Annotated in this window: 27 protein-coding genes; 8 read left to right on the top strand and 19 right to left on the bottom strand. The window is 31.2% G+C overall.

What is annotated here, in order from left to right; translation table 11 throughout:
- Positions 1-34 precede the first annotated feature (34 nt).
- Positions 35-1,240: a TlpA disulfide reductase family protein gene (locus tag IFB02_RS12570; RefSeq protein WP_106688718.1), complete on the top strand. Its 1,206-nt coding sequence runs from the start codon at positions 35-37 to the stop codon at positions 1,238-1,240.
- A 4-nt stretch (positions 1,241-1,244) separates the two neighbouring features.
- Here the strand turns inward: IFB02_RS12570 and IFB02_RS12575 are convergent, their stop codons facing one another.
- Positions 1,245-1,637, bottom strand: coding sequence for an acyl-CoA thioesterase (locus IFB02_RS12575; protein ID WP_106688719.1), 393 nt, complete (start codon positions 1,635-1,637; stop codon positions 1,245-1,247).
- Between the two features lie 92 nt (positions 1,638-1,729).
- On the opposite strand from IFB02_RS12575, the gene IFB02_RS12580 reads away from it, so the two are divergent.
- The 4 genes from IFB02_RS12580 (at position 1,730) to IFB02_RS12595 (ending at position 6,813) form a co-directional block, all read left to right on the top strand.
- A complete protein-coding gene (locus tag IFB02_RS12580) occupies positions 1,730-2,167 on the top strand; it encodes a hypothetical protein (protein WP_106688720.1) in 438 nt (145 codons plus the stop codon).
- A gap of 10 nt (positions 2,168-2,177) precedes the next feature.
- On the top strand, positions 2,178-5,789 hold the full coding sequence (locus IFB02_RS12585) for a T9SS type B sorting domain-containing protein (protein WP_106688721.1): 3,612 nt from the start codon (positions 2,178-2,180) through the stop codon (positions 5,787-5,789).
- Between the two features lie 152 nt (positions 5,790-5,941).
- On the top strand, positions 5,942-6,358 hold the full coding sequence (locus tag IFB02_RS12590) for a glyoxalase (RefSeq protein ID WP_106688722.1): 417 nt from the start codon (positions 5,942-5,944) through the stop codon (positions 6,356-6,358).
- An 8-nt stretch (positions 6,359-6,366) separates the two neighbouring features.
- Positions 6,367-6,813: a transcription elongation factor gene (locus tag IFB02_RS12595; RefSeq protein ID WP_106688723.1), complete on the top strand. Its 447-nt coding sequence runs from the start codon at positions 6,367-6,369 to the stop codon at positions 6,811-6,813.
- On the opposite strand, the gene IFB02_RS12600 is transcribed toward IFB02_RS12595, so the two are convergent.
- The 8 genes from IFB02_RS12600 to IFB02_RS12635 all read right to left on the bottom strand — a co-directional run bounded on the left by IFB02_RS12600 (position 6,814) and on the right by IFB02_RS12635 (position 11,269).
- Positions 6,814-7,494 carry a DUF2461 domain-containing protein gene (locus IFB02_RS12600; RefSeq protein ID WP_106688724.1) on the bottom strand — a complete coding sequence of 227 codons (681 nt, stop codon included), beginning with the start codon at positions 7,492-7,494 and terminating at the stop codon, positions 6,814-6,816.
- Between the two features lie 75 nt (positions 7,495-7,569).
- Positions 7,570-8,115 carry a hypothetical protein gene (locus tag IFB02_RS12605; RefSeq protein ID WP_106688725.1) on the bottom strand — a complete coding sequence of 182 codons (546 nt, stop codon included), beginning with the start codon at positions 8,113-8,115 and terminating at the stop codon, positions 7,570-7,572.
- A 64-nt stretch (positions 8,116-8,179) separates the two neighbouring features.
- Positions 8,180-8,335 carry a hypothetical protein gene (locus IFB02_RS12610; RefSeq protein ID WP_165569199.1) on the bottom strand — a complete coding sequence of 52 codons (156 nt, stop codon included), beginning with the start codon at positions 8,333-8,335 and terminating at the stop codon, positions 8,180-8,182.
- A 22-nt stretch (positions 8,336-8,357) separates the two neighbouring features.
- Positions 8,358-8,570: a hypothetical protein gene (locus IFB02_RS12615; protein WP_106688726.1), complete on the bottom strand. Its 213-nt coding sequence runs from the start codon at positions 8,568-8,570 to the stop codon at positions 8,358-8,360.
- Between the two features lie 93 nt (positions 8,571-8,663).
- A complete protein-coding gene (locus IFB02_RS12620; protein WP_106688727.1) occupies positions 8,664-8,822 on the bottom strand; it encodes a DUF1328 family protein in 159 nt (52 codons plus the stop codon).
- Positions 8,823-8,877: 55 nt separating this feature from the next.
- On the bottom strand, positions 8,878-9,780 hold the full coding sequence (locus IFB02_RS12625) for a mechanosensitive ion channel family protein (RefSeq protein WP_106688728.1): 903 nt from the start codon (positions 9,778-9,780) through the stop codon (positions 8,878-8,880).
- Between the two features lie 48 nt (positions 9,781-9,828).
- On the bottom strand, positions 9,829-10,332 hold the full coding sequence (locus IFB02_RS12630; protein WP_106688729.1) for a Dps family protein: 504 nt from the start codon (positions 10,330-10,332) through the stop codon (positions 9,829-9,831).
- A 154-nt stretch (positions 10,333-10,486) separates the two neighbouring features.
- Complete coding sequence (locus tag IFB02_RS12635) at positions 10,487-11,269, bottom strand: tRNA pseudouridine synthase A (RefSeq protein WP_191073178.1); 783 nt, start codon at positions 11,267-11,269, stop codon at positions 10,487-10,489.
- Positions 11,270-11,350: 81 nt separating this feature from the next.
- Here IFB02_RS12635 and IFB02_RS12640 point away from each other — a divergent pair, with 81 nt between their 5' ends.
- The 3 genes from IFB02_RS12640 to IFB02_RS12650 all read left to right on the top strand — a co-directional run bounded on the left by IFB02_RS12640 (position 11,351) and on the right by IFB02_RS12650 (position 14,297).
- Complete coding sequence (locus IFB02_RS12640; protein WP_106688731.1) at positions 11,351-11,785, top strand: hypothetical protein; 435 nt, start codon at positions 11,351-11,353, stop codon at positions 11,783-11,785.
- A gap of 92 nt (positions 11,786-11,877) precedes the next feature.
- Entirely contained in the window at positions 11,878-13,599 is a 1,722-nt protein-coding gene (locus tag IFB02_RS12645) for a sodium:solute symporter family protein (RefSeq protein ID WP_106688732.1), read from the top strand.
- 2 nt (positions 13,600-13,601) lie between these two features.
- Positions 13,602-14,297: a hypothetical protein gene (locus IFB02_RS12650; RefSeq protein WP_106688733.1), complete on the top strand. Its 696-nt coding sequence runs from the start codon at positions 13,602-13,604 to the stop codon at positions 14,295-14,297.
- Positions 14,298-14,300: 3 nt separating this feature from the next.
- On the opposite strand, the gene hisIE is transcribed toward IFB02_RS12650, so the two are convergent.
- The 10 genes from hisIE to IFB02_RS12700 all read right to left on the bottom strand — a co-directional run bounded on the left by hisIE (position 14,301) and on the right by IFB02_RS12700 (position 25,001).
- On the bottom strand, positions 14,301-14,900 hold the full coding sequence (gene hisIE, locus IFB02_RS12655; protein WP_106688734.1) for a bifunctional phosphoribosyl-AMP cyclohydrolase/phosphoribosyl-ATP diphosphatase HisIE: 600 nt from the start codon (positions 14,898-14,900) through the stop codon (positions 14,301-14,303).
- Between the two features lie 49 nt (positions 14,901-14,949).
- Entirely contained in the window at positions 14,950-15,705 is a 756-nt protein-coding gene (hisF, locus tag IFB02_RS12660; protein WP_191072837.1) for an imidazole glycerol phosphate synthase subunit HisF, read from the bottom strand.
- Between the two features lie 76 nt (positions 15,706-15,781).
- Entirely contained in the window at positions 15,782-16,516 is a 735-nt protein-coding gene (gene hisA, locus IFB02_RS12665; protein WP_191072838.1) for a 1-(5-phosphoribosyl)-5-[(5-phosphoribosylamino)methylideneamino]imidazole-4-carboxamide isomerase, read from the bottom strand.
- Positions 16,517-16,564: 48 nt separating this feature from the next.
- Entirely contained in the window at positions 16,565-17,146 is a 582-nt protein-coding gene (gene hisH / locus IFB02_RS12670; RefSeq protein WP_191072839.1) for an imidazole glycerol phosphate synthase subunit HisH, read from the bottom strand.
- Between the two features lie 85 nt (positions 17,147-17,231).
- The gene (hisB, locus tag IFB02_RS12675) at positions 17,232-18,365 is read right to left on the bottom strand and encodes a bifunctional histidinol-phosphatase/imidazoleglycerol-phosphate dehydratase HisB (RefSeq protein ID WP_191072840.1); all 1,134 of its coding nucleotides are present in this window, start codon (positions 18,363-18,365) and stop codon (positions 17,232-17,234) included.
- 154 nt (positions 18,366-18,519) lie between these two features.
- Positions 18,520-19,569, bottom strand: coding sequence for a histidinol-phosphate transaminase (hisC, locus tag IFB02_RS12680; RefSeq protein WP_191072841.1), 1,050 nt, complete (start codon positions 19,567-19,569; stop codon positions 18,520-18,522).
- A 109-nt stretch (positions 19,570-19,678) separates the two neighbouring features.
- Positions 19,679-20,959 (bottom strand): histidinol dehydrogenase, encoded by a 1,281-nt coding sequence (gene hisD / locus IFB02_RS12685; RefSeq protein WP_191072842.1) that lies wholly within the window; start codon positions 20,957-20,959, stop codon positions 19,679-19,681.
- A 78-nt stretch (positions 20,960-21,037) separates the two neighbouring features.
- Positions 21,038-21,895 (bottom strand): ATP phosphoribosyltransferase, encoded by an 858-nt coding sequence (gene hisG / locus IFB02_RS12690; protein ID WP_191072843.1) that lies wholly within the window; start codon positions 21,893-21,895, stop codon positions 21,038-21,040.
- Positions 21,896-22,145: 250 nt separating this feature from the next.
- Positions 22,146-22,958, bottom strand: coding sequence for a prohibitin family protein (locus IFB02_RS12695; protein WP_106688742.1), 813 nt, complete (start codon positions 22,956-22,958; stop codon positions 22,146-22,148).
- A gap of 12 nt (positions 22,959-22,970) precedes the next feature.
- Positions 22,971-25,001, bottom strand: a complete 2,031-nt coding sequence (locus IFB02_RS12700) for a hypothetical protein (protein WP_106688743.1) — start codon at positions 24,999-25,001, stop codon at positions 22,971-22,973.
- Positions 25,002-25,042: the final 41 nt, after the last annotated feature.

Consider the following 25,042-nt stretch of genomic DNA (forward strand, 5'->3'; position numbering starts at 1 on the left):
AAAATGTAATATTGGACTGGTTAAACAATTCAATATGAGCATTTTTAATAGAATTTTTGGTATCGCTATTATCTTTCTTTTATTTACTTGCAACAAAAATGCTGATAACGTTGAAACTGAAACTTCAGTTAATCCTACTCCTATCCTAAAACTGGAAAACAACCAGTTTTATATCTCTGGATTAACTTTTAGCGATAGTTTAAAGACGGTTTACCTTAGTAGGATTGAAACTAATGTACCGCAAATTATAGATAGCGCTATTGTAAAAAATAAAACCTTTAATTTTTCAGGATTTATATCAAATCCAGAAGAATATATTATCACTACTAACTTAAGTGATTCTCCGTTTAGATTTCTTGTAGACGCTTCGAAAATTGAAGTATTTATTAATCAAAATGTAGAAAAATCGGCAAGTTATTCTTCAACTACGATTCAAAAACAATACAAATCTTACAGAGATAGTATAACTGCATTTAGAAATAAAGGTGTGAAATTGTATTATGACTTAAAAGGCGATTTTTCATCTAAAAAAATTGCGAAACTTAAGTTAGACAGAGTAAAGTTATTTGCTGAAAGAAGCCGTTATACAAGAGATTTCATTAAAAACAACCCAAATTCTTATTTATCGGTAATACTTTTAAAAAATGAAATTAATGCTTACGGAATCAAAGAAATTAGAACTTTATTTGATAATCTATCTCCTGATTTAAAAAGTATTGCAAGTGTAAAGACTTTAGATTCTGTAATTACTGAAATAGAAACTACAGACAGAAACTCTAAAATTATAGATATTCAACTAACCGAAACACCTATAAAAAAAATAGAATATAGGCCAAAAGCTTACGGTTTTTCTGGTGTAAATCCATATGGCGAAACATTAAGTCTACAATCCATACCAAAAGGAAAAGTAATTTTAATAGATTTTTGGGCAAGTTGGTGTGGACCATGTAGAGCTACAAATCCGCAATTAGTCACCTTATATAATAAATACCATAATCAAGGGTTAGAGATATTTAGCATTAGCGAAGATAAAGGGACAACCGAATGGATAAATGCAATTGCAACCGATAATTTACAATGGGATTATCATATTATAGACAATAATAAAAGTATTGCTTTTAGATATGGTGTAGAGTCTATACCGTTTAAGTTATTAATTGATAAAAATGGTAATATTGCTAGTGAAAAAATATCTGGAAACGCTCTGGAATCTAGAATTAAAACATTGCTTGCAGAATAACCTGTTATTGTTCTTTTAATCTATCTTTTATATATTCTATTTTGGTTTTACCATGTGGTTTAGGTTTACCATCGTCTCCTAAATTTACCATAATAATATCCTCTACTGTGATAATGGTTTCGCGTGTTCGCATATTACGCACTTCGCACTTTAGTGTTAAGGAAGAGCTACCAAATTTTTTAACGTCAATACCAATTTCAACAATATCGCCTTCTGTAGCTTTACTCATAAAATTAATTTCACTCATGTATTTGGTAACAACTCTATTATTTTCTAGTTGTACTATACTATAAAGCGCAGCTTCTTCGTCTATCCAAGCTAGTAATTTACCACCAAATAATGTTCCGTTAGGATTTAAATCTTCGGGTTTTACCCATTTTCTTGTGTGAAATCTCATATGTTTTTAATAAGTGTTTTTTTACTGTTTATCTATATTTTTTTTAAAAGATATAGATAATGTTTAGGTTAGACTTCTAAATTAATCAATAAATGAAAAACCTTCTAACCTTAGTGCTTGTTTTTAGCACTTTTTTAACCTACGCTCAAGAAAAACTTACTGTAGTAAATAATTGGACTGTTACTAAAGATTTAGAATTAGTAACCATTAGCCAAAGAACCGTTAACGTAAGTGATGAAAAAAACGGGATTTTTAAAGAATATGTACAATATAAATTTAAAAACAAGACCAATAAACAAGTATTTATAAATTGGGATTTTGAGCTTAAATACAGCAATTCGGATAAAGTGCATACAAATTCTGGAGAGCTTTATCGCGCTACGGTTTTACAACCTAACCAAGATTTTATCCCTACTTACAACTTATCTAATCAAAAAAGCTTTTTCGTGTTTAATAAGTTTTTAAAAAGCACAACCAATGTGCAATTAGAATACGCAAACTTTAAAAACTTATCTGTAAAAACTTTATAACGCATTACACATGAAAAACTTTATTTTATTTATACTTATAGCATTAAGCAGTCATGTAATTAATGCGCAATGTACAGATCCTTCAGGATTAAATATTATTGGAACAAGCGAAACAACTGCAACTTTTGGCTGGACAGAAAATGGATCTGCTTTAGATTGGGAATACGAAATTGTTTTATCCGGAGCAACACCAACAGGAACAGGAACTGCTATAAATGCAAATCCTTATACAGTAGATAATTTAATTTCTGGAGAAAATTATGATGTATACCTTAGATCAAATTGTTTAGCTAATGGATATAGTAATTGGATTGGACCAGTAAATTTAACAACCATTTCATGCATCTTTACAATCGATGCTTTAGAAAGCACAGATAACTGTTTAGAATACTGCTTCTTCCCTATTGGTAGTCAATTTGGAACATTTTTCGATTTTAATTCTGGAGTATTACCAACAGGATGGAATTCTTCTCCTTATGCAGTAGGAACACCTTGTATTACAGATATGGTAGATAATTCGCCATATTTTTGGGCGACAACATTAGATTCTAACGGTTATAGACAAGTTACCACAAATACTTTAGATGTATCTTTAGGTGGAATTATACAGTTTTACATGCGATATGGTGCAGATGATCCAGATCCTGGTTGTGAAACTGCAGATTTACCAGAAGAAGGTGTTAGATTACAATATTCTATAAATAATGGTGCTACTTGGGTAGATATTAATTATTGGATTCCTACAGATATATTAACAGATCCATTATATAGTTGGACACAATACACAGAGAATATTCCTGTTGCAGCTCAAACGGCTAACACATTATTTAGATGGTTTCAGCAAGATAATAGTGGTAGCCAATACGACAATTGGGGATTAGATAATGTATTAGTATCTGCTAACACAAATGCCAACTATTTATGGGATTTTGGCGATGGTAATACGTCTACTCTTGCAACGCCTTGTCATTCTTATGCTACAGAAGGTAATTACAATGTAACTTTAACTGTTAATTCACCAAATTGTAATGCGTCTGCATCAACTTCTGTGAATGCAGAAGATAATTTGCCTCCAACAGTTATTTGTCAAGACATAACAATTGATTTAGACAATTTAGGTAATGCAAGCATTACCGCATCAGATATTGATGATGGAAGTTTTGATACTTGCGGAATACAAAGTTTAAATTTATCGCAAACTAATTTTAATTGTTCGGATGTAGGTAATAATAGTGTTATACTTTCAGTTACAGATATTTATGGAAACACTGAAACTTGTACAGCAACAGTAACAGTTAATCCTTCATATCCTGCGCCTCAAAACATAACTATTTCTTCTATAACAGCGACTAATGCGATTATAGATTGGTTACCTGGAGGAACAGAAACTTCTTGGAATATAGAGATAGTTCCAGCAGGAACAACACCAACTGGAACAGGCACAATTGTAAATAGTATACCATATACGGTATCTAACTTAACAGCTAATACAGATTACGATGTGTATATTCAAGCTGTGTCCAATACAGGTTGTAGTGAATTAGCAGGTCCAGAAACATTTTCTACACCATGTGTTACTTTAAGTGTTCCTTATGTAGAACCTGTAGAAACACAATTACTAGGTAACGCTAGTTTAATTGATAATTGTTGGTCTGCGGTAGATTCTAATTATGAATGGAGAGCAAATTCATTTGGTACAGCATCTATAGGAACTGGTCCAAACGCTGCTGCAAATGGTACAAATTATTTTTATACTGAAGCTTCTTCTCCTGCAAACACAGGTGATGTAGCGATTTTATTATCTCCAATATTTGATTTAACAACATCTACAAATACTGTACTTCATTTTAATTACCATATGTACGGATCAGCAATGGGAGAATTACACGTCGATCTTTATGATGGATTAAATTGGGTACAAGATGTTTTTGTTTTAAATGGTCAACAACAAAGTTCTAATAGTAGCGCTTGGTTAAACCAAGTGATAGATATTAGTAGTTATGAAACCGTTTCTAATTTTCAAGTTAGATTTAGAGGTATTAGAGGTAGCTCTTACACATCTGATATGGCAATAGATGATATTACTATAGAAAGTATGCTACCTTGTCCAGAACCTATTAATTTTACAGCATCAAATCCTACAGCTACAACTATAGATTTAAACTGGACAGAAGTTGGATCTGCAATAAGTTGGGAAATTGAAGCTGTTCCTACAGGAATGACTCCAACAGGATCTGGAATTACAGTTAATACAATGCCTTATACTTATTCCGGTTTAAATATAAATACAACTTACGATTTTTACATAAGTGCAATTTGTAGTAGTACTAGCATGAGCAATTGGGTTGGACCAGTTACTTTAGCTACCGTTTGTGACGATATTAGCTTTGATTTTTGCCCACAAGACATTACCATTGCGACAGACGCTGGACAATGTTATGCAATTCCAAATTTTAGTATTCCTACAATTACAGATAATTGTGATCCAACAAACACAAGTGTAACTTTGCTTCAAGGATTTAATCCAGATCAAGCATTTCCTATTGGTACAACAACTGTAGAATATACAGCTTCAAATAGTGTTGGAACTACAATATTCTGTCAATTTGATGTGACAGTTCAAGATCCTTTTAGTGGATTACAATTACAATCTAGTGTTGCTCCAGATGATAACGATATAATAACGCTTTGTAATGAAGACACGACAACATTAACACTAACTGGTGGAAATTTTGATGGGACCGAAACTTACCAATGGTATCTAGACAACACAATAATACCTAACCAAACGTCAAACACTATAAATAATGTTAATGATACTGGTGAATATCAAATTGAAGTTTCGCTTGGAACATGTTCGCAAGTATATATGGTAAATATAAATCACATCATTGCTAATCCTGATTTTGAAGTTAGTGCAATTGCTTGTGAAGGTGCAAACTTTAACGTAACAGGAACACAAGGCGGATCATTTATGTTTGAAACAACGCCTTTTGATGGCGCTATGATAAATCCTACTACAGGAGAAATTTATAATGCTAATCCAGGTGAAACCTATGAAGTTAGATACACAACACCTCAAACGGTTTGTCAGGAATTTGCTGTTGTTTCAGTGACTTTACTACCTTTAGATGATGCAAGTTTTGAATTAGACGAAGACAATTTATTCTGTTATTCTGCAAAAATGATTGTAACAGGAACTACAGTAGGCACATTCTCTTTTAATCCAGAACCAAATGATGGCGCTGTTATAAACCCTGAAACTGGTGAAGTTAGCAATACACAACCAAACACATATTACACCGTACAATACACGACAAATGACGTATGTAGTAATACTGAATTCTTGACTTACTTAACGCCAGAAAACTGTATTATTCCGCAAGGAATTTCTCCAAATGGTGATGAGTATAACGAGTATTTTGAAGTGTCTTGGTTAGAAGCCACAAAGATTACAATTTACAATAGATACGGTAAAGAAGTTTATAGTAAAGTTAACTACAGAAACGAATGGAATGGAATAACAAATACTAACGAGCCTTTACCAACAGGAACGTATTATTACTGTATAGAACTTCCAGAAGACAAACCTGTTGTTGGTTGGGTTTACGTTAATAGATAAACTATTAATTCTAATTATTTCATATTAAAATAATTAGAATTTAAGTACTTCATAATAAATAAAAAATGTTGTTAATAAGACAGTTAACAACATTTTTTTTTGCTCTAATTAAGTATTAAAATTATCAATAATTTTAATTAAAACTTCAAGTTATGACTACAAGAGATCAACTATTATTAGAAGCAAGACCAGTTATAGAAAGTATAGTTTTAAATGAACATATGAGTAATGACGAAAGATTTCAAAATGAAACCTTAAGACCTATAATTAAGCTTCAAAATGATTTATTAATAGAAGTTTTTAAAAACTACATTGCAAAACATAAAAATGTATTTTATCAACTAACCTTAGAAAAAAGACTTAATTATATAGAAAACGCTATTCATAAAGATATCAAGTTTAGAAATAGCTTAAAAGGCATGATAATAGGTCAATTTACGGTTTTAGAATATAGTATATATATAAAAAATTCGTCTGCGTTAAATAAACGTATGATGACTATTGTTAAGCAACGACTACAAAGTAATATTCAACTTTTTGAAAAACCAGATTATCTAGCTGCAGTATAAAACAGTTAATGACTATTAAACAACAACTTTGGCAAATTTGTAACAACCATGTGGAAGACCGCATAAATGATTACAAAAACGAAATTAACCTTATTAAAGAATCTTTAGAAAGTAACGATAAAGGCAATAATGAAGATGACGATTCTGGTAACGGTAAATTAATGAATGACCTAGAAAAAAACATTGGTTATTTAAATGAAGCTAGAAAAACACACGAGTATTTAAAACTGGTTAAAACCAATTTACTTTCTACTAATGCAGCATTAGGAAGTCTTGTAATTACAGATACTTTACAGTTTTTTATTGCTATTAGTTTAGGTAAAATAGAAATTGATAACAACACCTATTACGCTATTTCTTTGCAATCACCAATAGGACAACTGCTAAAACAAAAAACTGAAGGTGAACAATTTGAATTTAATGGGACTAAGTATACAATTAAGCAAATAATCTAATTAATCAATTATTGATTGACCGTTTAAATCTGTGGTTAAAATATCACTCATTAAATCAAAAAACGGTCTTATAGCTTTAAATGCTTGATCAATAGTTGTGATAAAATCTGGAGACAATACCTCTTGATCAGAAAATTCTTTGGTAAAAATAAATTGTTTTCTTCTTATTAAATCTATTGCTGGATGAGATTTATCAAATCCTTTTGGTGCTGTTTTTAATTCGTCACCTTTAAAATTTCCCCAAATAGAAGCAAATTCTTTATCCTTTAAAATTGCTCTGATATCTTCATCATCCATTTCAAATTCTTTTCTAATTCTAAATAAATCGTCCTTATTTGGATCCCAAAATCCTGTAGCTATAAAACTTTGATTATTAGGCTGAATATGAATATAATATCCGCCTCTTAATTTAGGTTTAACTCTGTTAAAAGAACAACCAAAATGGGTTTTGTAAGGTTGTTTATTTTTAGAAAATCTTACGTCTCGATAAATTCTAAATAATTTAAGTTTATCGACGTCATCATGAGTGTTTAATAAATTAAAAACGTGAGTATTAAACTGTTTAACTTCTTTTTCTATAGATTTAAAAGTGTCTTTATGTGCATTAAACCAATCTCTATCATTATTTTGTTCTAATTGGTTTAAAAATTGAAAGACGTTTTTTGTTAAAGTAGTAGTCATAGCTATTAATTTAAGTACTAAAATAAAAAAGCCTCAGCGAAAAACTGAAGCTTTTATTATTTTTATTTAAATACACTATTTACTTAAATACGTTTTAGTGACTAGTGCATCTTTTTCTGAATCGTAATATTCTATTACAAAATTTCCTTCGGCGTTAAAATATCCTACTCCTGTTAATTTATCAGATTTAAACAAATATCTATTACTGTTATTTAATTTTAAAGCTTTAGCATGTTTAGATAATTGTTCATTTTCCATCGTATTAATTACAAATCCAGTATCGTTAGAAGTGAATGTGTAATTATTGTCGTTGTAACTATAAAATACCTCTTTTGTAGTCTCATCATAAAAAGGATCGTTATCGTTATCTATAGATATTTCTCTTTCTATTTTTGTTGGGTTATTTTTTCTATCTAACGTTCCATCTGGTTGTTTTTCAAAGGTAATAGGCGTTTCTGCTTTTGTATTTACTTTTACTTTACGCTCTATTTTTTCACCGTTTACTTTTACAGATGTTGTTTTTGTAGTTGTAGTTTCTATATGATCTACGTTTGCTGCTTGATCTTGAGCATAAAAAACCGTAGAGGTTAAAAATGCTGATAATATTATTAAATTTTTCATGGTTTTTTCTTTTTCTGTGTTGATGTTTATTTCTTATTTCATAGCAATTTTTTTTGATTGCTTTTTAATCTACAGCATCTTCAATATCGTCTGCTACATCTTCTACAGCGTCTTCTACTTTTTCTCCTGTAGATTTTTCTTCTCTACATGATGTAAATGCAGTTGCTAAAGAAAACATTAATACTAATGCGTAGATTGATTTTTTTAATGTGAATTTCATAATATTTGGTTTTTAGTGGTTATTATTGGTCTTGACTTTCTTCTTTTACTTCTTCAATTTCATCTTGCACATCTTCCATTGCATCTTGAACATCGTCTGAAGCATTTTCTAAATCATCTCCTACTTCATCCATAGCTTCTTCAATTTTTTCTTCCGGAGATTTTTCTTCTCTACATGACGTAAACATTACTGCCAAAGAGAACATGATCATTACTGTATAAATTAGTTTTTTCATTTTTTGTGGTTTTAATTGGTTAATAAATAAGAACTAATCAGCTAGCTTATTTGCCTCTAAAATTAGTTATACCAACTGATTAGTTAACTAGTTTTACCTGGTTGCTCCTCTTAAAAGTGATAGTACGAATAGCACTAAAAAGATGAAGAATAAAATTTTAGCAATTCCTGCAGCTGCGCCAGCTACGCCACCAAAACCTAAGATTCCGGCGATAATTGCGATAATAATAAATGTGATTGTCCAACGTAACATAATTTTTGGTTTTTAATGGTTATTAATTATTGTGTTGCTTATTTAAAAGCTTGTATTAGTTGTTTGAAAATTGATCTTCTAATTGTGGTGCATCAAAAGATAATTTGTTGTCAAATTGTAGCGTTCTGATAGGAAACGGAATATTAATTTCGGATTTATCATACGCTTTTTTAATTTCGATAATCGCTTTACTTTTTGCTCTTAATTTTTCTAAAGCATTCTCTGCATCTATCCAAAATCTACATAAATAGTTAATAGAACTTCCTCCGTATTCTGTATAGTAAAACTCTACATCTTCTGGTTTTTCTATCTGATCAAATGTGTTACAAATAGTTTCTTTAGTTATACGTTCTACATCTTCAAGATTAGACTCATATCCTACACCACATTCTAAGAATACTCTCATTTTTGTAGTTAATGTGTAGTTTTTTAAAGGATTTTCAAGAATCATTTTATTAGGTATAACAACAATGTTATTATCTGCTTCTTTTAAGGTGAAATCTTTAAGATTTATATCCATAACTTCTCCAGAAAACCCATTAGTTTCTACCCAATGTCCTATCTGTATTTTTTTTCTAAAAGATAAAACTACACCTGCAAACGTATTAGATAATGTACCTTGTAAGGCTAATCCAATTGCTAATCCTGCTACTCCTGCTCCTGCTAATAAAGAGGTTAATGTTTTACTTAAGTTTAAAATTCCTAAGGCTAAAAACAAACCTGCTAGCACAACAACTACAGCAGATATACGTCCTACCATGTTAGTAATAGAGTTTTGTTGCACTCTACTTGCCATTAATTTGCTTACATATTTGTTCACATATTTTGAAACAAAATAAGCTGTGATTAATACTAAAACGGCTAAAATTAAATTAGGGATATTGGTTACAATTATATTAAACCATCCTTCTAGTTTATCTATTAATAAATTGTATGCTTCGGTTAATTGATTTTTCATAATATTTTGATTTTAAGGTTAATAAATAATAAAGCTTAAACTCAAACATTAACTTATTACCTTATCTTGTTTTAATTGTTCTGACGTCTTTTTTGACCATGCATTTAACATCCAACTAGTTTTTTCTAACTCTCTAATGTATGCTCCTATTAAATCTATTGTTCCTTCGTCATTTGCCTTTTCTGCACTTTCTATAACATTAGACATTTGCGCTAGAATTATTTTGTGATCTTTTAGAAGAGAATTAATCATCGCTTGGTCAGATATCATAGCACTTTCTTCCTGTACAGTTGCTATTTTAATGTAATCACTAAACTTACTTACCGGATGATGTCTTAAAGTTAGAATGCGTTCGGCGATTTCATCAATTTTAATCTTCGCGTCGTTATACATGTTTTCAAATTGCTCGTGAAGGTCAAAAAAGTTTTTTCCCAACACATTCCAATGAAAACTTCTTAGTTTTTGGTAATACATGTGATAATCAGACAGTAATGTGTTTAAGTCCATTACTACTGGTAATAATTTTTCATCTTGCATATTTAAATAACTCATAATCTTTTTTTTGGTTGTTTGGTTTGTTTAACAATGTGAAGATACACTTAAACAACACTGATTACGAAGTATTTAACTAGCTTTAACTATAAGCTGAAGTTTTTAACATAAAATTGTGTTAAGAAAATTGAAGGTTGTTAAAAGACTTAACAGATTATTCAAACTCTAATTTGTGAAGAATAAGCCCAGAAGCTGGTGCTACATAATCTATAACAACATCGTTATCTTTTGTAAGACTAGACTCTATCTGCGTTAAGGTTAGATTACCTTTACCTAAATTTATTAATGCGCCCATCATTAATCGGATTTGATTTCTCATAAATCCTTTACCTCTAACACGAAGCATATATGAAGTTTCTGGGAAAAAATTTGCTGTATAAAGTGTATTTTCGACAATTTCACAGGTTTCAATTTCTCTTTCGTAAATACCATTGTCTGTTGGCCTAAAACAATAGTTCTTTAAATAGTGTTTACCTTCAAAAAGCTTGGCGCCTGTTTTCATGATCTGTATATCTAAAGGATCAAGAATTGTAGTCATTATTGGCGCGCAAAATGGATGAAATTTACCGCCAAACGCAAATATATAAACGTATTCTTTGGTTTTTGAAGATTGAATAATATTAAACTTACTATCTACTTCTCGGATAGATTTAGCTCTAATATCTTGTGGTAAATTATAATTAAACAACTCTAAAAACGCATCAAATTCTTCGATAGGTTCTTCTAAAAACAACTCGAAAGCAGCATTCTCTGCACTTACCATAGCATCTGTACGACCAGAAACTAAGGTTTTAAAAGGCTTTTTATCTAAGATGAAATTTAAAGTACGATCTACCATTAAGTGTAAGGTCTTTACATCAGGTTGTTTTTGCCAACCGTGAAAACGATAGCCTAAGTATTGAATGGTGATAACGTAAAAAAATTTCTTTTTCATAATTAGTGCCGAAAATAAGTTTTTAAGGCGCAATTGACAAAAAATTTATAAATTGTCTTTTATAAACTAACTAAAATTTAAATTATGACAACATCTCAAAAACCACCAATTAGCTTCTGGGTTATTAGCATCGTAGCGCTTATATGGAATACAATGGGCGTATTAGCTTATATTGGACAAGCATTTTTAACCGAAGAAGCTATAGCAGCAATGCCACCAGAACAACAAGAAATATATAGAATAGAATTTCCTGCTTGGTATACAGCTGCATTTGCTATAGCTGTATCTGCTGGATTTGGTGCATGCATTTTGTTATTATTAAGAAAAAAATTAGCTAACATCTTATTTATTACTTCATTTATCGCTGTAATAGTTCAATCTATTTACACATTTTTTATGTCTCCAATTACAGATAAAATGTCTGGATTTGATACAGGTATGTCTATTTCAATCCCAATTGTTGCTATACTTTTAATTATTTTTTCAAATAAAGGAATTGCAAAAGGTTGGCTTAAGTAACAAGTTTTAACTCCTATAAAAAAGCATTAGAAATTTCTAATGCTTTTTTATTTATTAATAAATCTTAGATTTGTTTATCAACATTTATAATTATGGTTTTATCTACTTTAGATTGGGTAATAATTGCCTTTTTTTTAATTCTATTTGCAGGAATAGGAATTTTTGTTTCTAAACAAGCTGGTAAAGACACAAAATCGTTTTTCTTATCAAGCCGAAACATGCCTTGGTGGTTACTTGGTGTAAGCATGGTTGCTACAACATTTGCTGCAGATACACCTGGATTAGTAACAGAATTAGTTAGAACAAACGGAGTTTCTGGAAACTGGGTTTGGTGGGCAATGCTACTTACCGGTATGTTAACCGTGTTTTTTTACGCTAGATTATGGCGCAAAAGCGGAATAACTACAGATCTAGAGTTTTACGAATTACGCTATAGCGGAAAAACGGCTAGTTTTTTACGCGGATTTAGAGCTATTTATCTTGGTGTAATCTTTAATATTATCACTATGGCTGGCGTATGTTTGGCTGGTGCGAAAATTGCAAATATTTTATTAGGAATTTCTCAAGAAGAAATGCTGCTTTATGCTTCAATTATTGTGGTTGTTTATTCTACCTTAGGAGGATTAAAAGGTGTGTTAATTACCGATTTTATTCAGTTTATCATTGCTATGGTAGGAAGTATTTGGGCTACAATATACATAATTAATATTCCAGAAATTGGTGGAATAGATAACCTTTTAATAAATGAAAATGTAGTAGATAAATTAGCATTTTTTCCAGATTTTAGTAACACAGAAGCACTAATAACTTTGCTAATTATTCCGTTAGCGGTACAATGGTGGAGCACGTGGTATCCTGGTGCAGAACCTGGTGGCGGCGGATATATTGCACAACGTATGCTAGCTGCTAAAAACGAGAAACACGCGACTTGGGCAACTTTATTTTTTAATGTAGCACATTATGCAATTCGTCCTTGGCCATGGGTTGTGGTTGGTTTGGCTTCAATTGTTGTTTTTCCTAATTTAAATGCCATCTCAGAAACCTTTCCTAACCTTACAAAGCAAATGCAAGGTCACGATGTAGCTTACGCAGCAATGATGACATATTTACCTGCTGGATTAATAGGAATTGTATTAACATCGCTTATTGCTGCGTTTATGAGCACTATTTCGACACAATTAAATTGGGGAAGTTCTTACATAGTAAACGATTTTTACAAACGATTTCTAAAACCAGATGCTACCGAAAAACAACAAGTATTAGTTGGACGTATCTCTACAGTATTATTAATGTTATGCGCTGCCTTATTTTCATTTTATTTACAATCGGCAGCAGATGTATTTAATTTATTACTTCAAATTGGAGCTGGAACAGGATTACTTTTTATTTTACGTTGGTTTTGGAGCAGAATTAATCCGTACAGCGAAATTGCAGCTATGATCATTTCGTTTTTAATTGCTGTATTCTTCTTTATAAACGGAAAATTAGATACACCATTGGTTGCTATTGCTGGACATTGGCAATTAGTTTTAGGTGTAGTAATTACAACTATAGGTTGGATTATCGTGACCTTACTAACGCAACCTACAGATGCAAAAACTTTAATTACTTTTAATGCTTTAATTTTTGGTGACGAATCAAAATTTAAAGGGTTTGGCAACAAAACAATTAGTTTTTTCTGTGGTGTTTTTGGTGTTTACGCATTATTGTTTTCAATTGGAAGTTTTATTTATAGCGATACTTTAAAAGGACTTGTATTACTAATCGTTACAACGATTTCAGGGTTTGTTATTTATAAATTGAATAAAAATTAAAGATGAAAAAACTTATTCTATTTTTATTATTAATGACAACCTTCTTCAATTGTAAAGAATGCAAAAAAGAAAATGAACAAACAGTAAAAAAAGGAGTAGTTGAAATTAATGAGAAATTTATTAAATATAAATCTGATAAACTTATTAAATATTTCATTATCAAATCGATGGAAGAAGATAAAACTTATAGTCATCTAGATTTACAGAATTTAAGTAATACTTTACCCTATGGAAACTACAAAATAATTTATCCTTCATTTTACAATTCTGAAAATGAAATCGACTTTAAAATTGATCAAGAAAAAACAACTATTAATTATTTTGTCGACTCTCTTGATTACAATAAGGCTTTTAGTCCTTTTATAGATCAATTACAAGAAAATGAAACCATTCGGTTGATTAATAATGTTTCCGGATGTTTTTCGTCATACGGAGGAGAAATTAAGATCTCAAAAAAGGGGAATGATTATTATATAAATAATGATAACTTCAAAAACAAAAAATTAAATACCGAACAAGTTAGATTTTTAAAAGAATTTGAATTTGAAATGTTCAATTTAGATTTAAAAGGTTTTTATTGTACAAATACTGAAAAAACTTTACTTCTCAACGATTCAACTTTTGATTTTATATCTATAGAAGATAGTTCTTGTTGGTATTATGGTTTCAGCTATTTAATGGAAAAGTTAAATGAATAAAAATCATTTTTCTCTTTCTTTTAAAACCTTAACCACATCATCTAACTTAAAACCTTTAGCCTGCAACAACATTAAATAGTGAAATAATAAATCGGAACTTTCATTTAAAAATAAATCGTCGTTATTGTCTTTAGCTTCGATAACAACTTCTACAGCTTCTTCACCAACTTTTTGAGCCACTTTATTGATACCTTTTGCAAATAATGAAGCTACATAGGATTTTTCTGTATTACCAGCTTCTACTCTACTTTGTATAGTGTTTTCTAATTGGGTTAAAAATCCATAAGATTCAGTATTGTCTTCATTCCAACACGTATCGCTTCCAGTGTGGCATGTTGGTCCGTTTGGATTTACAGTTACTAACAAAGTATCACTATCACAATCTAATTTAATATCTACTAAGTTTAAAACGTTACCGCTTTCTTCACCTTTGGTCCAAAGTCGTTTTTTGGTACGACTAAAAAAGGTCACCAACTTAGTGTCTTGTGTTTTTTTAAACGCTTCTTCATTCATATAGCCAAGCATCAACACATTTTTAGTTGTTGCATCTTGAATGATTGCTGGAACTAATCCGTCGTTGTTTTTATTGAAATCTATGTTCATTATATTTTTACTTTTTTATGAGATCCTGAATCAAGTTCAGGATTACAAGTTATAATCTAACAGAAATACCATTCTGTTTTAATTCGTCTTTTAAATCTTTTATTTCTATTTCACCAAAATGAAAAACACTTGCTGCCAAAGCTGCATCTGCTTTTCCTACTTTAAAGGTATCTGTAAAATGCTGAATAGTTCCTGCGCCACCAGAAGCAATTATCGGGATATTTACCGTTTTTGACAGTTTAGCCAATGCTTCATTTGCAAATCCGTTCTTTGTTCCGTCGTTATTCATTGAAGTAAATAAGATTTCGCCTGCGCCTCTTGTTTCAACTTCTTTTGCCCAATCAAATAAATCTAATTCGGTTGGAATACTTCCTCCAGCTAAATGCACTTTCCATTCTCCATTAACTTGTTTGGCATCAATAGCAACCACAACACATTGACTACCAAATTTACTTGACAATTCGTTTACCAATTCTGGTCGTTTTACTGCAGATGAATTGACAGATATTTTATCTGCACCAGATTTTAAAAGTATATCTACATCTTCTAAAGATGAAATTCCGCCACCAACTGTAAATGGAATATTAACTTGTTCCGCGACTTTCAGCACCATTTCAATCATTGTTTTTCTGCCTTCTAAAGTTGCAGAAATATCTAAAAACACCAGTTCGTCTGCGCCTTTTACCGCATACTGTTTTGCTAATTCTACAGGATCGCCTGCGTCTCTTAAATTAACAAAATTTACGCCTTTAACGGTGCGACCGTTTTTAATATCTAGACAAGGTATGATTCGTTTTGTTAGCATAATTTTACTTCCTGCATAGGCAGGAATCTAATATTAGTTTCACAATAGATTCCGCATCAAGTGCGGAATGACAGTTTTATAAAAAGCGTTCTAATTCTTTTAAACTTATTTTGTTTTCGTAAATGGCTTTTCCGATTATGACTCCATCGCAACCAATTTCAGATAAAATTTCAACATCTTTAATAGTTGTTACTCCGCCAGAAGCGATAAGTTTTACAGATTGATCTGCGCTACCATTGGTACATTGGTTGATTATTTTTTTATACAAATCTACCGATGGACCTTGAAGCATACCGTCTTTTGAAATATCTGTACATACCACATACTGAATACCATTTTTTTGATACTCTTGAATAAATGGTACAACTTCTAAGCTACTTTCTTCTAACCAACCAGAAATAGCAATTTTTTCGTTTTTACAATCGGCTCCAAGGATAATTTTTTGGGTTCCGTATTTATTAATCCATCTTAAAAAAGTGTCGGTGTTTTTTACGGCTATACTACCACCAGTGATTTGTCTTGCTCCAGAATTAAAAGCAGTAAATACATCATCGTCGGATTTTAGTCCGCCACCAAAATCAATTTTTAAATTGGTTTTTGTTGCCACCTTTTCTAACACTTTATAGTTGACTACGTGATCTGCTTTAGCGCCTTCCAAATCTACCATATGCAAGTATTCTATACCTGCATCTTCAAATTGTTTGGCAACTTCTAACGGATTTTCATTGTACATTTTTGTTGTGCTATAATCACCTTTAGTTAATCTTACGCACTTTCCTTCAATTATATCTATTGCTGGTATTATTCTCATTTTTTCGCCTTTTGCTTTTAGCTTTTAGCTTTTAGCTAATTGTTTTTTTTATAAATTGATGAAATTTCTCAAAATTTGTTCGCCTGCTAAGGATGATTTTTCGGGATGAAATTGGACACCGTAAAAATTATCTTTTTGTAATGCTGAAGTGTATTCTACATCATAAGTTGTAGTTGCAATTGCCTCTTGGCATTGTTCTGCATAAAAACTATGCACGAGATACATAAACTCATTTGCTTTAATATCTTTAAATAAATCTGATTTAAGATTACTTATCGTATTCCAACCCATTTGTGGCACTTTTACAGTGCTTGAAAAGCGTTTTACTTCTACATCAAAAATACCTAATCCTTTTGTGTTACCTTCTTCTGTAGATTTACACATTAATTGCATACCTAAACAAATCCCTAAAACAGGTTGTTTTAACTGCGGAATCAACAAGTCCAAACCTGATTCTTTTAGCTTTTGCATTGCACTACTCGCCTCGCCTACACCAGGAAAAATCACTTTATCTGCTGTTTTAATTTCTTCAGGATTGTTAGTTAACAACGCTTCAAAACCTAAGCGTTTAAAAGCAAATTGAATGCTTTTGATGTTTCCTGCACCGTAATTTATGATGACTATTTTCATTTATTGTCATTCCTGCGAAGGCAGGAATCTTATTAATTATTGTTCATTTTTTATAGATTCCGTATCAAGTACGGAATGACAAGTACTACAACATTCCTTTTGTACTTGGTAAAATCATTTTTTCAACATCGCGTTTTACAGCCATTTTTATTGCTTTAGCAAATGCTTTAAAAATTGCTTCAATTTTGTGATGCTCGTTTGTACCTTCTGCTTTGATGTTTAGGTTGCATTTTGCGCCATCTGTAAAGGATTTGAAGAAGTGAAAAAACATTTCGGTTGGCATTTTACCAATCATTTCGCGTTTAAAGTCGGCTTCCCAAACCAACCAATTTCTACCACCAAAATCTATAGCAGCTTGCGCAAAACAATCGTCCATTGGTAAGCTAAAACCGTAACGTTCTATACCTAATTTGTTCCCCAAAGTCGTTGCAAATACTTCACCTAAAGCTATTGCTGTATCTTCAATAGTGTGATGCTCGTCTACTTCTAAATCACCATCGACTTTTATGTTTAAATCTAATTGTCCGTGACGCGCAATTTGATCTAACATATGATCAAAAAACGCAATTCCAGTATCGATGCTACTTTGTCCTGTTCCGTCAAGATTTAAATCGATTTTAATCTTGGTTTCGTTCGTGTTTCGTTCGATGCTTCCTGTGCGTTCTTTGGCTTTTAAGAATTTATAAATTTCTTCCCAATCATTACTTTCTAATGCGATAAACTGGTCTAAAGCGTCACGTTTTACCGTAATTTCATCTGTTCCTAAATTGGTGTAATCATTGATAAAAATGCCTTTAGAACCAAGGTTTTTAGCTAATTCGACATCGGTTAATCGGTCACCTATCACAAACGAATTTTCTAAATCATAATCCTTACTAAAATACTTAGTTAACAAACCTGTATTTGGCTTTCGTGTTGGTGCGTTATCCTTAGCAAAAGTTCTGTCAATGAATTGTTCTTCAAAAATAACACCTTCGTTTTCAAAAGATTGAATTACAAAATTATGAACTGGCCAAAACGTGTTTTCTGGATACACATCTGTTCCCAATCCATCTTGATTAGTAATCATTACGATTTCGAAATCTAATTCTTTAGCGATTTTACTTAAATAAGTGAAGACTTTTGGATAAAATACCAACTTCTCAAAGCTATCAATTTGCTCGTCTGCTGGTTCTCTAATCAATGTGCCATCACGGTCTATGAATAATACTTTTTTCATCTTATTTTATGTTTTCGTCAGTTCGAGTGATTTTCTTTTGAAAATCGTATCGAGAACTTTTACATCTCGATACAATTTCTATAAGCTTCGCTTAGGTATCTTCAATCAAAATATATTTTGATTTCTATAATTTCGAAATCACTCGATGTGACGTTTATATATTATTTAATACTGCAATCAATTTCTCATTCTCATCACTCGTGCCAACCGTAAAACGCAAACAGTTTTCACAAAGTGGCTGATTGGTTCGGTTACGAACAACGATGCCTTTTTCTACTAACTGATTGTATCTATTAGTCGCATTATCTACTTTTACTAACACAAAATTAGCTTGTGTTGAATATATAGTATCAATCCAAGTAATCGACTTCAAGGCTTTAATTAACAAGCTTCTTTCAGAAATAATATTCTGAATTTCGTTTTGAACGTCTTGTTGATTTTCTAAACGTTGAATTGCCTTTTGCTGCGTTAGTTGATTGACGTTATATGGTGGTTTTATTTTATTTAAAATTGAAATAATTTCGGTAGATGCATAGCAAATCCCAAGTCTAATTCCTGCCATTCCGTAAGCTTTAGACAGCGTTTGCGTGACTATTAAATTTGGAAAATCTGATAATCTCGATATCCAACTTTCATCTTCTGAAAAATCGATATACGCTTCGTCAATCACTACAATTCCTTTGAAATCAGTTAATAATTTTTCAATTTTAGACGCTTCAAAACTATTCGCTGTTGGATTGTTTGGTGAACATAGAAACAACAGTTTTGTATTGTTGTTTTGAGTGTTTAGAATATCGTCTACTTTTGGTTGAAAATCAGCACCTAATTCAACTGTTAAAACGTCTATAGCATTTGTATTTGCTAATACATCGTACATACCGTAAGTTGGTGGCAATGTGATAACATTATCTTGGTTTGGCTCGCAAAACGCTCTAAAAATTAAGTCTAACACTTCGTCACTTCCGTTACCTAACAGGATATTCTCGGTTGGAATGTTTTTTATGTTCGACAACATCGATTTTACATCCTTTTGTTGTGGATCTGGGTAACGATTTACACCATTTTCAAACGGATTTTCATTAGCATCTAAGAAAATCATTTGGTTTGATGTTGCGTCTTTAAACTCATCTCTCGCAGAAGAATACGGTTTTAAGGCTGCTATGTTTGGTCTGACTAAGTTATTTATGTTGAAAGTTGTTTTCATTTAATTTGATTTTCGTCAGTTCGAGTGATTTTCATTTGAAAATCGTATCGAGAACTTTAACATCTCGATACAATTTCTCATTCTTCGAAATCACTCGATGTGACGTTTGCTAAATATCTTTTAATCTAATTGAAACTGCGTTTTTGTGCGCTTGTAAACCTTCAGCTTCTGCCATTAGTTCTATCGTGTTTCCTAGGTTTTTTAATCCTTCTTTTGTGATGTTTTGAAACGTAATCGCTTTTGTGAAACTGTCTAAATTTACACCAGAATACGCTTTACTAAATCCATTGGTTGGTAAGGTGTGATTGGTACCAGACGCATAATCGCCAGCACTTTCTGGTGTGTAATTACCAATAAATACAGAACCTGCGTTTTGAATACCATCGACATAAAAGTCGTTGTTTTTAGTCGCTACAATAAAGTGTTCTGGACCGTAATCATTAATTAAATCTAATGCTTCTTCATCTGAATTTACTAAAATAGATTTTGAATTGTTGATAGCTTGTTGCGCAATGTCTTGTCTTGGTAATGCTTTGATTTGCGTGTTGATTTCAGTTTCAACTTCATTAATTAAATTCTCAGACGTTGATACTAAAATCACTTGACTATCTGTTCCGTGTTCTGCTTGACTTAATAAATCTGAAGCCACGTAACTTGCATTGGAACTTTCATCTGCCACAACCAACAATTCGCTTGGTCCTGCAGGCATATCGATAGCGACACCATATTTTGTAGCCAATTGCTTTGCAACAGTTACAAATTGATTTCCTGGACCAAAGATTTTATAAACTTGGGGAATAGTTTCTGTTCCAAACGTTAATCCTGCAATTGCTTGGATACCACCAACTTTTATAATTTTAGTCACACCGCAAAGTTGAGCTGCATATAAAATTTCGTTAGCAATTTTGCCGTCTTTATTTGGTGGCGAACATAACACAACTTCTTTACAACCTACGATATTTGCGGGAATTGCCAGCATTAAAACTGTTGAAAATAAAGGCGCTGTACCAGCAGGAATATAAATTCCAACTTTTTGTATGGCACGTTTTTCTTGCCAACATGTAATTCCAACAGATGTTTCTACGCTTACCCTTTTTGTTTTTTGAGCTTTGTGAAACGCTTCAATATTTGACTTTGCTTGGTTAATCGCAGCTTTTAGTTCTGATGATACTTTTGAAGATGCCTCTTCGATCTCCTGTTCCGTCACGAGATTAGATTGTAAATCTGCGCCATCAAATAGGTTAGTATACTTTTTTATTGCGATATCACCGTTGCGTTGTACATCTTCAAAAATTTGATTTACCGTACTTTCTATATCATTAACAGTTTGAGTTGGTCGTTTTAAAAGCTCTGACCACGAATTTTTATTTGGGTATTTTATTGTTTTCATTTATTCTCGTTAATTAGGCTTCGACTGCGCTCAGCCAGACATAATTTTAAAATATTAGATTCCAGCTTGCGCAGGAATTTAGAGCACCATATTTTCAATAGGACAAACTAATATACCTTCTGCTCCATTGGCTTTTAATTCGTCTATAATTTCCCAGAAATCGTTTTTGTTGATTACGGAATGTAATGAACTCCAGCCTTCTTCGGCTAGTGGTAAAACGGTTGGACTTTTCATTCCTGGTAAAATATTTATGATGTCGTCAACCTTATTATTTGGCGCGTTAAGTAAGACGTAACGTGAGTTTCTTGCTTTTAAAACTGATTGTAATCTAAACTGCAACTTGTTTAAAATCGCTTGATTTTCAGAAGAAATTTGAGGTGAAACTGCTAAAACAGCTTCCGATTTTAAAATGACTTCAACTTCTTTAAGATTGTTTTTAAAAAGTGTGCTTCCGCTAGATACAATATCAACAATTGCGTCTGCTAATCCAATGTTTGGCGCAATTTCAACAGAACCGTTAATGATGTGCAAATTCGCGTTAACATTGTTGTCTTTTAAAAATTGGTTGACTGTGTTTGGATACGACGTCGCGATTCGTTTTCCTTCTAAATCTTTAATAGAATTGTAGCTTTTTCCTTTTGGAATCGCTACAGACACTTTACAACTTGAAAAACCTAATTTCTCTGCAATAGTGATGTCTTGTCCTTTTTCTACCAAGACATTTTCGCCAATAATAGCGACGTCTACAACGCCATCTTTTAAGTATTGTGGAATGTCTCCGTTACGTAAATAAAAGACTTCTAAAGGAAAGTTTTTAGCAGATGCTTTAAGCTGGTCTTTACCATTATCGATAGAAATACCAACATCTTTAAGGATTTTCATTGAATCCTCGTTTAATCGTCCAGATTTTTGAATTGCAATTTTTAGTTTACTCATTTTTCTTTTTAGTTAAAAGTGTTTGAGTAAATCTTGTTGAAGTTTTGATAATAAAAAAACCGCTTGATTTACTCAAACGGTTTTAAAAATATCTTGGTTTTATTCAATACATTTTCAGCTCGCTTGAGTGCAAGTATGAAAATGATGATGATGTAATTGAATAAAAGTCATGTCTTGTTTTGTTCTGTACAAAGATTGTAAATTAATAATTAAAATTCCAAATTTTGAAATGTTAAAATTTATTTAATCATTATTGATTACCTAAAATAATAGGCATGCCGCTATCTCCAGAACCAATTATAACTACCTTACTATTAGGAGATTCTGCTAATTTGTTTGTTGCTTCTATACCTTTATCTTGTAAAATCTTATCTGTTAAAGAAGCACTTAATATTTTGTTGGCATCTGCTTTACCTTGCGCTTCAATACGTTGTTTTTCGGCTTCTTTTTGAGCTGTAACTAATCTAAATTCATATTCTAAAGACTCTTGTTCTTGTTTTAATTTACGCTCTATCGCTTGTTTAATTGTTGTTGGAAGTTGAACATCTTCAACTAAAACTCGCTTTACATTAACATATTGCTGATCTAACAACTTAGTGACTTCGTCTAATATTTCTTGCTCAATTACATCTCTTTTACTAGAATATAACTGCTCTGGCGTGTATCTTCCAACAACACTTCTTGCTGCTGCATTTACAGCTGGAGCTAATAATTCTTGAACATAATTTTCTCCTTTGGTCTTAATTAACAAGCCTAATTTACTGTATTCAGGCTCGTACCAAACTGTTCCGTTAACGTTTACCTCTAATCCATTAACAGATAGCACATTCATTTTATCTGAAATAGATTGCTGTCTTACTTTTTTAATTATCATATCGTTCCATGGAGCAACAATATGAAATCCTTCGCCATAAGTTTGAGATGTATCAATACCATCTCCAAATCTTTTAAAAATAACACCACCTTCTCCAGGTCCGATGGTTACAGCAGATTTTGCTATAAGAATTATAAGTAATACTAAACCTATAATTATTGGTAATCCTATTTTTGGTAATCTTTCCATTTTATTTTTTATTTAAATTAATCCTTTATATTTCCTGATAAACCATTCTGAAGCTAGTGATAATGCTATAATGAATAACAAATAATACCAATCTATTAGCGGAATGGTTGTTTTATTAGTTTTTAAAATTGGTAAATATTTATTATTTGAAAGTAAATCTTGCAATAATTCATTTTTTTGATTTACAAAATATGCTTTACCATTATTATTAGTAGCTATTTGCTGTAGTTTTGTTACATCTGCATTTAAAAATTGTTCTTCAACATTGTAAGCAATTATTTGAAAATTAGCTGAACTAGAAATATTATCTGAAGACGCAATTGTAAAGGCATAATCTCCAGCATCTAAACCATTTAAATCTACTTGATAGCTGTTGTTTTTTAGGATTAATGGTCTATTTATTAAAGCATTAGATTCTTTATTTTTTATTGAAATAGTTAAATTAGCATTTGCGTCAAATTCGTAGTTTTTATTGAAAAATTGAGCGTTAATAGTAATATTATCACTTGCGTTATAAAACGACTTGTAATCTATTAAAAGCCTGTTCTTTCTTTTATTAGAGGCTAAATACTGAACGATTTTACCAATAAAATTATCAAAATCTGTGAATTGTTGCGAATTAAGATAATTTTGCGCTCTCCATTTCCAGATATTTTCACCAAAAAGTATTGCTTCTCTACGTTGGTTTACATCTATCGTCGCCAATAAAGGTTGATTGGTATTAATTCCTGAAACCGTTTTGAACAAAATGGTTTGATATGGCACATTAAAATTAGGTGTACCAAAATTAGATTTTAACGGTGGAAAGCTTTCAAAATCGATATCATCTACAATAAAATTGTTATAATTTTGATTTAAGTTTGCTTGATAATCTTCAGTTTGAGACGTGATTTCAAAGCTATAATTTTTTGAAACAGAATTTAAAAAACGCCAATCCGTTTTTAATCCAGAAATCACCCATTTATTTTTATTTTGCTCTTCTAAAGCACTAAATAATTGCTTAAATGAATTATTTGGCTGATATAGTATAACCAATTGAAAATCATTTAATTGATTTAAAACCTCATTTGGTTTTAAAAATACAACTTCACGTTGTTCATTTGTTTCAATACTTTTTTTAATCGCTCCTAAATCTGGATGTAAAACAGTACTAACTATCGCAATTTTTTGTTTTTGATCTATAACTTCAATAGCGAAGTTTTTTAAATTATTGGTTTTATTTTTTTCAGTGGAAATTGGAGCTATTTGCGCCTGAAAGGTTTGAACACCAATTTTAGATGTTGGCAAGCTAATATTTATAATTTCCGACGTTTTTTCTTTAGAAAAGGATAATTGCTTTTTAAAAAGTATTTTACCGTTTTGAGTAATTGTAAAATCCTTAACTATTGCATCATTACCGTTATAAACAAGTATTGCTTCTAAAGGAAATTTGTTTTTTAAATACGCGTATCGATTTACGTTTAACTGACTAATTTTTAAATCAGAATATGTTACTGTATCTCCTAAAATTATAGGATAAATGTCTTGATTATACTGGTTTGCTTTGTATTGATAATCGTTACCCAAAGTTTGGTTTCCATCTGTAATAATAATGGTTGGTGCTACAGTGTTTTTGTATAATTCATTTAAATCTTTAAAAACAGTACTGATATTAGTTTGCTTTTTAGAAAATTCTAAAGCATCTAATACCTGAATTTGATCACTAAATGAATAAATTTCAAGATTAAACTTTTCATTTAAATCAGAATTGTTCTGTAAAAAGCTTAATATAGATTTTGCGTTATCTTGTTGTTTTAAATAGCTAATTGACTGAGTGTTATCTACAGCAATTACTAAATTTGGTTTTACAGAATAGTTTGAATTATACTCAAATTTTGGATTAATTAATAAAAGAAAGACTCCAAAATAAGTGATAAACCTTAATATAATAAAAAGCGCATTGTCTTTTAATGCGCTTTTTGTTTTGTATTTATACTGGAAAAGCGCTAAAAATAGCGCTACAATTCCTGCTAATATGATTAATAATATGCTTTGTGTTGACATTTTTTAAATTTACGAAGTACGATTTACGAATTAAAATTAAT

It is taken from the genome of Mesoflavibacter profundi (assembly GCF_014764305.1).
In the GTDB taxonomy this organism is placed as follows: Bacteria; Bacteroidota; Bacteroidia; order Flavobacteriales; family Flavobacteriaceae; genus Mesoflavibacter; species Mesoflavibacter profundi.

Bases quoted from the DNA above. Each gene is read 5' to 3' on its own strand.
- IFB02_RS12585 (WP_106688721.1), top strand. From the start codon at position 2,178: ATGAAAAACTTTATTTTATTTATACTTATAGCATTAAGCAGTCATGTA.
- IFB02_RS12645 (WP_106688732.1), top strand. From the start codon at position 11,878: ATGGTTTTATCTACTTTAGATTGGGTAATAATTGCCTTTTTTTTAATT.
- IFB02_RS12620 (WP_106688727.1), bottom strand. From the start codon at position 8,822: ATGTTACGTTGGACAATCACATTTATTATTATCGCAATTATCGCCGGA.
- IFB02_RS12575 (WP_106688719.1), bottom strand. From the start codon at position 1,637: ATGAGATTTCACACAAGAAAATGGGTAAAACCCGAAGATTTAAATCCT.
- hisB (WP_191072840.1), bottom strand. From the start codon at position 18,365: ATGAAAAAAGTATTATTCATAGACCGTGATGGCACATTGATTAGAGAA.
- IFB02_RS12640 (WP_106688731.1), top strand. From the start codon at position 11,351: ATGACAACATCTCAAAAACCACCAATTAGCTTCTGGGTTATTAGCATC.
- hisIE (WP_106688734.1), bottom strand. From the start codon at position 14,900: ATGAACATAGATTTCAATAAAAACAACGACGGATTAGTTCCAGCAATC.
- IFB02_RS12625 (WP_106688728.1), bottom strand. From the start codon at position 9,780: ATGAAAAATCAATTAACCGAAGCATACAATTTATTAATAGATAAACTA.
- hisD (WP_191072842.1), bottom strand. From the start codon at position 20,959: ATGAAAACAATAAAATACCCAAATAAAAATTCGTGGTCAGAGCTTTTA.
- IFB02_RS12580 (WP_106688720.1), top strand. From the start codon at position 1,730: ATGAAAAACCTTCTAACCTTAGTGCTTGTTTTTAGCACTTTTTTAACC.
- IFB02_RS12605 (WP_106688725.1), bottom strand. From the start codon at position 8,115: ATGAAAAATTTAATAATATTATCAGCATTTTTAACCTCTACGGTTTTT.
- hisF (WP_191072837.1), bottom strand. From the start codon at position 15,705: ATGCTAACAAAACGAATCATACCTTGTCTAGATATTAAAAACGGTCGC.
- hisC (WP_191072841.1), bottom strand. From the start codon at position 19,569: ATGAAAACAACTTTCAACATAAATAACTTAGTCAGACCAAACATAGCA.
- IFB02_RS12630 (WP_106688729.1), bottom strand. From the start codon at position 10,332: ATGAGTTATTTAAATATGCAAGATGAAAAATTATTACCAGTAGTAATG.
- hisG (WP_191072843.1), bottom strand. From the start codon at position 21,895: ATGAGTAAACTAAAAATTGCAATTCAAAAATCTGGACGATTAAACGAG.
- IFB02_RS12570 (WP_106688718.1), top strand. From the start codon at position 35: ATGAGCATTTTTAATAGAATTTTTGGTATCGCTATTATCTTTCTTTTA.
- IFB02_RS12700 (WP_106688743.1), bottom strand. From the start codon at position 25,001: ATGTCAACACAAAGCATATTATTAATCATATTAGCAGGAATTGTAGCG.
- hisH (WP_191072839.1), bottom strand. From the start codon at position 17,146: ATGAAAATAGTCATCATAAATTACGGTGCAGGAAACATCAAAAGCATT.
- IFB02_RS12615 (WP_106688726.1), bottom strand. From the start codon at position 8,570: ATGAAAAAACTAATTTATACAGTAATGATCATGTTCTCTTTGGCAGTA.
- IFB02_RS12595 (WP_106688723.1), top strand. From the start codon at position 6,367: ATGACTATTAAACAACAACTTTGGCAAATTTGTAACAACCATGTGGAA.
- IFB02_RS12590 (WP_106688722.1), top strand. From the start codon at position 5,942: ATGACTACAAGAGATCAACTATTATTAGAAGCAAGACCAGTTATAGAA.
- IFB02_RS12610 (WP_165569199.1), bottom strand. From the start codon at position 8,335: ATGAAATTCACATTAAAAAAATCAATCTACGCATTAGTATTAATGTTT.
- IFB02_RS12695 (WP_106688742.1), bottom strand. From the start codon at position 22,958: ATGGAAAGATTACCAAAAATAGGATTACCAATAATTATAGGTTTAGTA.
- IFB02_RS12600 (WP_106688724.1), bottom strand. From the start codon at position 7,494: ATGACTACTACTTTAACAAAAAACGTCTTTCAATTTTTAAACCAATTA.
- IFB02_RS12650 (WP_106688733.1), top strand. From the start codon at position 13,602: ATGAAAAAACTTATTCTATTTTTATTATTAATGACAACCTTCTTCAAT.
- hisA (WP_191072838.1), bottom strand. From the start codon at position 16,516: ATGAGAATAATACCAGCAATAGATATAATTGAAGGAAAGTGCGTAAGA.